Origin of the sequence: Curtobacterium sp. ME12 (genome assembly GCF_903970855.1) — a bacterium.
Taxonomy (GTDB): domain Bacteria; phylum Actinomycetota; class Actinomycetes; order Actinomycetales; family Microbacteriaceae; genus Curtobacterium; species Curtobacterium poinsettiae_A.
This window is the reverse complement of record NZ_CAJCKD010000039.1, coordinates 25,396-32,749: the sequence shown is the minus strand read 5'-3', so window position 1 is coordinate 32,749 and position 7,354 is coordinate 25,396. Positions and strand designations below refer to the sequence as shown.

14 protein-coding genes are annotated in these 7,354 nt (G+C 67.3%); 10 read left to right on the top strand and 4 right to left on the bottom strand.

Going from position 1 to position 7,354, the window contains the following annotated elements; translation table 11 throughout:
- The 4 genes from H7A73_RS17970 to H7A73_RS15565 form a co-directional block, all read left to right on the top strand.
- On the top strand, window positions 1–225 hold a 225-nt coding region (locus H7A73_RS17970; RefSeq protein ID WP_220456631.1), incomplete at its 5' end, for a hypothetical protein.
- A gap of 26 nt (window positions 226–251) precedes the next feature.
- On the top strand, window positions 252–506 hold the full coding sequence (locus H7A73_RS15575) for a DUF2188 domain-containing protein (RefSeq protein ID WP_182066791.1): 255 nt from the start codon (window positions 252–254) through the stop codon (window positions 504–506).
- Window positions 506–724: a hypothetical protein gene (locus tag H7A73_RS15570; RefSeq protein WP_182066790.1), complete on the top strand. Its 219-nt coding sequence runs from the start codon at window positions 506–508 to the stop codon at window positions 722–724. Before H7A73_RS15575 ends, H7A73_RS15570 begins: the two co-directional genes overlap by 1 nt.
- A gap of 214 nt (window positions 725–938) precedes the next feature.
- Window positions 939–1,124: a hypothetical protein gene (locus tag H7A73_RS15565; protein ID WP_182066789.1), complete on the top strand. Its 186-nt coding sequence runs from the start codon at window positions 939–941 to the stop codon at window positions 1,122–1,124.
- A gap of 70 nt (window positions 1,125–1,194) precedes the next feature.
- On the opposite strand, the gene H7A73_RS15560 is transcribed toward H7A73_RS15565, so the two are convergent.
- Complete coding sequence (locus H7A73_RS15560) at window positions 1,195–1,485, bottom strand: hypothetical protein (protein ID WP_182066788.1); 291 nt, start codon at window positions 1,483–1,485, stop codon at window positions 1,195–1,197.
- 180 nt (window positions 1,486–1,665) lie between these two features.
- Here H7A73_RS15560 and H7A73_RS15555 point away from each other — a divergent pair, with 180 nt between their 5' ends.
- Together H7A73_RS15555 and H7A73_RS15550 are read left to right on the top strand one after the other, a co-directional pair.
- Window positions 1,666–1,833 carry a hypothetical protein gene (locus H7A73_RS15555; protein ID WP_182066787.1) on the top strand — a complete coding sequence of 56 codons (168 nt, stop codon included), beginning with the start codon at window positions 1,666–1,668 and terminating at the stop codon, window positions 1,831–1,833.
- A 20-nt stretch (window positions 1,834–1,853) separates the two neighbouring features.
- Entirely contained in the window at window positions 1,854–2,795 is a 942-nt protein-coding gene (locus tag H7A73_RS15550) for an SDH family Clp fold serine proteinase (protein WP_182066786.1), read from the top strand.
- Between the two features lie 42 nt (window positions 2,796–2,837).
- Here the strand turns inward: H7A73_RS15550 and H7A73_RS15545 are convergent, their stop codons facing one another.
- Window positions 2,838–2,975, bottom strand: a complete 138-nt coding sequence (locus H7A73_RS15545; RefSeq protein ID WP_182066785.1) for a hypothetical protein — start codon at window positions 2,973–2,975, stop codon at window positions 2,838–2,840.
- 343 nt (window positions 2,976–3,318) lie between these two features.
- On the opposite strand from H7A73_RS15545, the gene H7A73_RS15540 reads away from it, so the two are divergent.
- Window positions 3,319–3,849, top strand: coding sequence for a GNAT family N-acetyltransferase (locus H7A73_RS15540; RefSeq protein WP_182066784.1), 531 nt, complete (start codon window positions 3,319–3,321; stop codon window positions 3,847–3,849).
- Window positions 3,846–4,409 carry a GrpB family protein gene (locus H7A73_RS15535; protein WP_182066783.1) on the top strand — a complete coding sequence of 188 codons (564 nt, stop codon included), beginning with the start codon at window positions 3,846–3,848 and terminating at the stop codon, window positions 4,407–4,409. Before H7A73_RS15540 ends, H7A73_RS15535 begins: the two co-directional genes overlap by 4 nt.
- Before the next feature lie 83 nt (window positions 4,410–4,492).
- Here H7A73_RS15535 and H7A73_RS15530 read toward each other — a convergent pair whose 3' ends face one another.
- Entirely contained in the window at window positions 4,493–5,188 is a 696-nt protein-coding gene (locus H7A73_RS15530) for an SDR family oxidoreductase (RefSeq protein ID WP_182066782.1), read from the bottom strand.
- A 95-nt stretch (window positions 5,189–5,283) separates the two neighbouring features.
- Here H7A73_RS15530 and H7A73_RS15525 point away from each other — a divergent pair, with 95 nt between their 5' ends.
- Window positions 5,284–5,745, top strand: a complete 462-nt coding sequence (locus H7A73_RS15525; RefSeq protein WP_182066781.1) for a winged helix-turn-helix transcriptional regulator — start codon at window positions 5,284–5,286, stop codon at window positions 5,743–5,745.
- Between the two features lie 14 nt (window positions 5,746–5,759).
- Complete coding sequence (locus H7A73_RS15520; protein ID WP_182066780.1) at window positions 5,760–6,269, top strand: hypothetical protein; 510 nt, start codon at window positions 5,760–5,762, stop codon at window positions 6,267–6,269.
- A gap of 55 nt (window positions 6,270–6,324) precedes the next feature.
- On the opposite strand, the gene H7A73_RS15515 is transcribed toward H7A73_RS15520, so the two are convergent.
- Window positions 6,325–7,338 carry a LacI family DNA-binding transcriptional regulator gene (locus H7A73_RS15515; protein WP_232536521.1) on the bottom strand — a complete coding sequence of 338 codons (1,014 nt, stop codon included), beginning with the start codon at window positions 7,336–7,338 and terminating at the stop codon, window positions 6,325–6,327.
- Between the last annotated feature and the right edge of the window lie 16 nt (window positions 7,339–7,354).

Sequence of the window (7,354 nt, the reverse complement as noted above, 5' to 3'; positions counted from 1 at the left end):
GGGCCCGTGAGCAGCGGGGGACGGCACGGGCGCAGACACTCTTTGCCGACACGACGCAGTTCCGATCGCCGCGATGCGTTCGAGGACGTCGTGAAAGAGTCGAAGGAGAAGGAGAAGGAGAAGGAGAAGGAGAAGGAGAAGGAGAAGGAGAAGGAGAAGGAGAAGGAAAGGGAACGACCGCGCTCGCGACGGCTCAAGGTAGCGGGAATCGAAGCCGTTCGGTAGCGTCCGCTGGGAACGAGGAGGTTCACATGCCTACAGGCAACGACAACGACCGCTACGTCACTCCGAACTCGGAGCGAGGGGGCTGGGACGTGAAGAAGGAAGACGCAGACCGAGCGTCAGCGCACACACGAACTCAGGCGGAGGCGATCGCTCGTGCGAAGGAGATCGCCGACAACGCTGGTGGCGGTGACGTACGCATTCAGGGGCGCGACGGGAAGTGGCGCGACAGTGACACCACGCCTCGAGGCCACGAATCGAGCAAGAAGGACACGAAACACTGATGGCGACCAAGTATCAGCTGCTCGCCGCTTTGATCGAGGCGGAGTCGGACAACCGGGCGGACGACGCCGGTTGGCACTACGTCCTGATGGGCATCGTGAATCGCCTCGGTGAGACTTACGGGAGCGAAGAGGCGCTCGCCGAAGAGCTGTTTGACTTGATCTCGGACTCTGTCCTACCGGACGAAGACGACGACGTGATCGTATCGACGAGCGAGTGACCCGCTAACGCGGCATGCCCGCCGTCTCGGGCGGGCATGCGGTGTCGACGCAAGTATACCGAAACGGCTGGCGATTCTTGTCAAGTCACTTCCTGCGGCATGTCGCGAGGTCGGACGTCACCGCCAGCAGCCCCGGGCTCATTGACGTGAGGCTAGTTAGCGGAGCCCTCGGGCGGCTTCGGGTGCTCAAGGGGTATCCCGATACGTTGGGGCCATGACCGATGACGAGATTCCAAACCAGCTCGATGACGAGACCATCGCTCGCCTACGGGACGGCAGCGCCACTGCTGCGGACGAGGTCGCAAAGCGTGAAGCGTGGCTCGCTGTCGCAAGGGACTACGGCGACCACAAGCGTGTCGGGGAGCTCGAGGCTGAACTCGACCAGCTCCGTCGGGCGTAGTTCCTAGTCCGTTCTTACGCACAGACCCCCTCGGCTCCTTCGGGAGCTCGAGGGGCTCTGTGGTGCACGATCAGTCGAAGTAGGTCGGGTCCTTCGGGACGTCGAGTGCAAGCCCGGCCCAGAGTGCCGCTCGGAACCCGGAGTAACCCTCCCCGTCAGGGCCTTCCGCGAAGGGCGGCGCCACCCACCAGGGGTGCTCGTCGTCGTCGATACGCTCGATGTTGGCAACGGTTGCCCAGTCGCCGTGCTGGTCGAGGCGATGCGCTCGGTAGTGGGTCTCGCTTCGGCGGTGGAGGCGTGCAGGCTCGGTGCAGTCCACGTCCACCGTCGAGCCGATCTCGATGTGCTGGTAGGCCGTCATGGACTGACCGTACCTGCGTACACCCACCTACCCGCCGATAATTCTGCATGCTGATGGGATGAACGTCGCTGCCGGGATCCTGTTCGTCGTCGCGGTCGTAGCAGAGCTCATATTTGTGGGTTGCCCCAAAACGAGGGCGACTCGCGCCAACGGTCAGCGGGTTTGTGTAACACTCCCTTCATGACATCCTCGGCCTCCGTGCAACAACTCGTCTCCCGCGGTGTGAGCGCGCCTGGCGTCATGGACGCGATGCGTATCTACCAGGCAGCAGCGGCTCGAGCCGGAGTGGTCGTCCGCCGCCAGCCCGAGGCGATGACCTCGGCATCCACGAACGCTCCGCGCCGCTAACCGTGGCGTCCTGGGGGGACATGCTCGGCGAGATGCAGGCCGAGTGGACCGACGTGAACGGCAACGTCGACGTTGACGGTATGCGCCGGAAGTACTTGAGCCAGTTGGCGGACCTCACGGGCCGAAACGTAGTCGTGTACCAGACCGACTGGATGAAGCCGGGCGCAGGTAACGACGCGTCGATCAATCTTCATGACGTCCAGGGGCTGATGGAGGTATTTCGCGACCTCGATACGAGCAAGGGCCTCGACCTCGTTCTCAACAGCCCGGGCGGCGATCCGACCGCCGCTGACAGCCTGATGGCCTACATGCGCGAGAAGTTCGAGGACGTCCGGGTCCTCGTCCCCGTCGCAGCGATGTCTGCGGCGACCATGTGGGCGCTGGCCGCCGACCGCATCGTGATGGGCCGCCACTCCCAGCTTGGGCCGGTGGATCCTCAGCTCAACATGAACGGCTCGACCATGCCAGCCGGAGCGATTACTCGAGGCTTCGCGCGCGCTCAAGCAGAGTGTGCCTCAGATCCGTCGAAACTCAGCGCGTGGGTGCCAACGCTGCAGCAGTACGCGCCGGGCCTGCTGGAGCTCTGCGAGGACGCTTCACGGCTATCCAAGGAGCTGGTCGAGCAGTACCTCGCCAGATACATGTTCAAGGACAAGACCGATCGTGACGCTCTCGCCGCCGCGGCGGCGGAGTTCTTCGCAGACGATCGACGGCACATTGCCCATGCTCGCCGCATCGGCCGGGACCAGCTTCGCGATCTTAGTCTGACTGTCGACTTCCTTGAGGAAGACACGAAATTGCAAGATGCGTTGCTGTCCACACATCACGCCTACACCCACACGTTCGCACTCTCGGGTGCGGTGAAGATCATCGAGAATCACATCGGTCGAACTTGGGCTCGGTCCGTACCGATGCAGATGCCGATGCTGCCGCAGATGCTTATGCCCGGCCCTTCGCTCTAGCAGGACTAGTCCTCACGGCGTCACGCCACAGCCAGGCGCACTTCACACCGAGCCGGCAGTTTCGGTCGAGTGGGGGTTCCGGCAGTCATCGAGGGCGAGGACGCGCGCCTCAACCTCGAGAGAGCGGTCGGGGACCGTCACCCACGCGAGGACCACGTCCAGCTCTGCGAGATCGTACACGGGGCACCGTACGTTGCCTCAGGCCGGCTGAGCGCGGGGCCGAGCGCCCACTTGCCCCGTCTCCTCCGAGCCGCAAGCTAAGGATGGCGGTTGCCACCGACGCGAAGTAGCGTCCCCGTATGACCTTCCACATGGATCCGAACTTCGGCAACGAGCTCAACGCGATCTAAGAGCTCGCAGGGTCGACACGCACCACTGCCCACATTTTGCCCACACCACCACGTGATTCACCCACTTCGTTGTGATCGAGGAGTGTCCTACGTTGCCGTCGTTCCAGCGATCTGAGGCGTCCGCCGCGCAACCGCCGGGCAGCGGGGCGGGTTCGAATCCCACACCCTCCGCGATGGACACACGGTTGCGCCCACTCCGCCTCGACGACGCGGCCGTCCTGGCTGCGGTCATCACCGAGAACGCTGACCACCTGCGACCGTGGGAACCGGCCCGAGCGCCGTCGTACTACACGGAGTCCGGCCAGCGGGACGTCATCACGCAGGCCCTCGCCGCGCAGCGGGCCGGCAACGCGGTGCCGTTCGTCATCGAGTCGACCGACGGGGAGCTCCTCGGCCGCATCACGCTGAGCGGCGTCGTCCGCGGCGCCCTGCAGTCGTGCGCGATGGGGTACTGGATCCGCGCCGACCGCACCCGACAGGGCCACGCGTCCCGTGCGGTCCGCGCGGCGGCCGATCACGCGTTCGACGTGCTCCGGCTGCACCGCGTGCAGGCTGAGACCCTGCCCGAGAACGTCGGCTCGCAGCGCGCGCTCGAGTCGGCGGGCTTCACCCGGTACGGCTTCGCGCCGGAGTACATCAAGATCGACGGGGTCTGGCGCGACCACGTCATGTTCCAGCTCCTCGCGCCGACGTCGGCCCCGTGATCGAGGTCGTCGAGTACCAGACGTCCTGGCCCGAGCGGTTCCGGCAGCTGCACGATGCGTACGCCGCCGCGCTCGACGACGCCGCCGTGCTGTTCCGCAGCATCGAGCACGTGGGCAGCACCTCCGTGCCTGGCTTGGCGGCGAAGCCCGTGCTCGACGTCGACGTCGTGGTCGATGCAGCTGACGTGCCCGCTGCGGTGGCAGCGATGGCCATGATCGGTTTCGAGTCGCGTGGCGAGCTGGGCGTTCCGGGGCGGCAGGCGTTCCGCGCGCCCGAGCGCTTCGCACTGACCAACACCTACGTGATCACCGTGGGATCGCTCGCGCTGCGGAACCACCTGGCCGTCCGCGACGTGTTGCGTGCCGATCCGGCGCTCCGCGACGAGTACGCCGCCGTGAAGCGCCGGGCGGCTTCCGAGGCCGAGGACATCGACGACTACATCGAGCGGAAGAGCGAGGTGCTGGGTCGGATCCTGCGCGCCGGGGGCTTGTCCGAGGCGGAGCGCACGTCCATCACCGCCACGAACCGCCGGATCACCGCCCGCGGCGCGGGCGGTTGACCTGACCGGGCGGCTGACGGTCCTGGTTCACGAACCGGGGTGTTCGCGAACCAGGACCGTCACCGCCCGAACGGGAACAGGCCTCAGGCGCCGGCGAGCGTCGGGTAGAGCGCGGCGAGCGGGGCGCTCAGGCCGGCACGGACGTCACGGCTGACCTGGTCGGCGAGGACCTCGTGCTCGCCGGCCTCGACGGCGTCCCAGATCGACCGGACGATGTCCGCGGGGTCGGACTTCTCGACGTCCAGTCCTTCCGTCATCCCGGTGTCGGTGTAGCCGAGGTGCGCGCCGACGACCTGGGTGCCCTGCGGTGCGAGCTCGACGCGCAAGGAGTTGGTGATCGACCAGAAGGCCGCCTTCGACGCCGAGTAGGCGCCACCGAGCGCGATCCAACTGAGCACCGAGTGGACGTCGACCAGTGCGCCGCCGGCGATCGTCGGGGCGAAGGCCTTCGCGACACGGAGCGCCCCGAAGACGTTCGTCGCGAAGAGGCGCTCCACCTCGGCGACCGAGGTCTCGAGCAGTGGCTCCATGCCGCCGATGCCGGCGTTGTTCACCACGACGGTCACGTCAGCTGCGGCACGGGCTGCGGCGTCGACGCTCTCCTGGCTCGTGACGTCGAGGGCGAGCGGGACGATGCGCTCGTCGTCCCAAGCGCGCGGGTTGCGAGCGGTCGCGTAGACCTTGGTGGCGCCACGCTCCAGGGCCTGGCGGACGAACTCGGCGCCGAGGCCGCCGTTCGCTCCGGTGACGAGGACGACGGCGTTGGTGAGGTCGGTCATGGGGTGCTCCAGTCGTGCGGGGGATGCGAGATGTTGAGTACGAAAACCGAACCTAGCACGTTGTGTCCGGAAATCGAACCCAATAGGATGGCCACATGCTCGGCATCCTCGGCGGCGACGAGCGCTGCCCCATCGCACGCTCCCTCGACGTCCTCGGAGAGAAGTGGACGCTCATGATCGTCCGCGACGCCCTCGGTGGCTCGACCCGCTTCAGTCAGTTCCAGCAGAGCCTCGGCGTCCCGCGCGAGGTCCTGACCGCGCGGCTGGCCTCACTCGTCGACGGGGGAGTGCTCGAACGCACGACCTACAAGCCCGAGGGGGCCCGCGCCCGCGAGGAGTACGTCCTGACCGAGGCGGGCCGGGACCTGTCGCTCGTGCTGCTCGCCCTCGGCGGCTGGGCCGACCGGCACCGCCCGTCCGATCGGGCGTCGGACCTGCGCTTCGTCGACGCCGAGACCGGCGACGCGGTCGAGGCCGCCGCCGTGACGGTGGGTGCGCAGCAGCGCATCCCGACCGTCCGCCTCCGCGCCGACATGGAGGACGCACCAGCTTCGTGACGCGGTTGTGTGTGATGCCGATAGTCACCGATGTGAGAGAACGAGATCGAATCGACACCGAGTCCGGGCAGGAACGCTGGGAGCGCTTCATGCCGAAACGGACGAACGGGCGCGTACCGACCGAGGCCGACGTCGTTGCGTACTTGCAGGCAGCGAACGACGCGGATCTGCGGCAGAAGGTCCTCGGAGAATTGCGAGATCGGTCTCAGCTCGGTCCGGGCATGTTCCTGCAGCTGCTTGGGGCAGGGACGGCAGTGTTCGCAATCTTGGCGACGACGGCAGCATCGGTCATCTCATCGATTGCGGCATCGGATTCCGAAACCGCCTTCGAGTTCAGCATCATGTTCTACGTCGCGATCGTCACCGCGACCGTGATTCTCTTCGTGGTTTGTTTTCTGAGCGCCATCCATCGGCAGCTGAAGTCGAGGGTCGCTGCCGTATGGCTGGCCGCCTACGAAGAGGCGGAACGCAGGCCATGGTGGAAGCGAGTGCGGAGCAGTATGCCAGTGAACGCGACCACCTGACGGCCAGGAGGCCCGTGGCGGCCCGCCCCGCGCCTCCAGGCCGTCGGTGGGTGCGTCAGCGACGCACGTCGCACCCGCAACTCGCGCCGAGGACCAACTCGGCGGGGACCAGGTCGCGGTGCCACTGGTTGTCGGCGTCGAGGCCGAGCACGCGGTCGACCGCGGCGACCGCCATCGTCTCGATCGGCTGCCGGACCGTGGTGAGCTGCGGGTTGGTGTAGTCGGCCTCGGCCGCGCCGTCGAACGACACGATCGCGACGTCCTCCGGGACGCGGAGCCCGAGTTCCCAGAGTGCGCGCATCACGCCGATCGCCTGCATGTCGGAGCTGACGAAGACGGCTCGGGGTCCGGTCTCGTCCGCGAACATCCGGAGGCCGGCTTCGTAGCCCCCGCGCCGGGTGAAGTCGGTGCGGACGATGGGACCGTCGGGCAGGCCAGCCTGGCGCAGGGCACGCATCCAGCCCTGCTCGCGGAGTTCCATCGAGCCGGTGTGCCCCATCACGAGACCGATCGAGCGGTAGCCGTGCTCGACCAGGTGCTGCGTGCCGTCGAGAGCGCCGCGCAGGGCGTCGACACCGATGCTGGCGTACTCGGGGACCTCGAAGAACGTGTTGAGCAGGACCATCGGCAGGCCGGGGTCGGTGACGGTCGACAGGTCCGGGTGGGTCATGATGCTCGTCACGATGATGCCGTCGACCTGGCGGGCGGACAGGCTGCGGAGCCGTTCGCGTTCCTGGGCGGCGTCGCCGTCGCTGTTGGCGAGCAGGACGTCGTAGCCGCGTGCAGCGGCCGCGTGGGTGACCGCGACGGCGAGCTCGGACCAGAACGGGTTGTCGAGTTCGGGCACGATCAGGCCGAGCATCTTCGACGAGCCGGTGCGCAGGGCCTGGGCGCTCGCGTTCGGGCGGTAGCCGAGGACGCGGATGGCCTCGCGCACCCGGGCGGCGGTGGCGGCGGCGACGGGGCGGGGGCCGTCGTGCACGACGTAGCTGACGACGGAGGTGCTGACCCCGGCGTAGCGGGCGACGTCCGCACGGGTGACCGCCCTGGGGTTCGTCGGGACGGTCACGGCAGCCACCTTCGTC

Bases quoted from the DNA above. Each gene is read 5' to 3' on its own strand.
- H7A73_RS15575 (WP_182066791.1), top strand. From the start codon at position 252: ATGCCTACAGGCAACGACAACGACCGCTACGTCACTCCGAACTCGGAG.
- H7A73_RS15550 (WP_182066786.1), top strand. From the start codon at position 1,854: ATGCTCGGCGAGATGCAGGCCGAGTGGACCGACGTGAACGGCAACGTC.
- H7A73_RS15520 (WP_182066780.1), top strand. From the start codon at position 5,760: ATGCCGATAGTCACCGATGTGAGAGAACGAGATCGAATCGACACCGAG.
- H7A73_RS15570 (WP_182066790.1), top strand. From the start codon at position 506: ATGGCGACCAAGTATCAGCTGCTCGCCGCTTTGATCGAGGCGGAGTCG.
- H7A73_RS15560 (WP_182066788.1), bottom strand. From the start codon at position 1,485: ATGACGGCCTACCAGCACATCGAGATCGGCTCGACGGTGGACGTGGAC.
- H7A73_RS15525 (WP_182066781.1), top strand. From the start codon at position 5,284: ATGCTCGGCATCCTCGGCGGCGACGAGCGCTGCCCCATCGCACGCTCC.
- H7A73_RS15555 (WP_182066787.1), top strand. From the start codon at position 1,666: ATGACATCCTCGGCCTCCGTGCAACAACTCGTCTCCCGCGGTGTGAGC.
- H7A73_RS15530 (WP_182066782.1), bottom strand. From the start codon at position 5,188: ATGACCGACCTCACCAACGCCGTCGTCCTCGTCACCGGAGCGAACGGC.
- H7A73_RS15540 (WP_182066784.1), top strand. From the start codon at position 3,319: ATGGACACACGGTTGCGCCCACTCCGCCTCGACGACGCGGCCGTCCTG.
- H7A73_RS15565 (WP_182066789.1), top strand. From the start codon at position 939: ATGACCGATGACGAGATTCCAAACCAGCTCGATGACGAGACCATCGCT.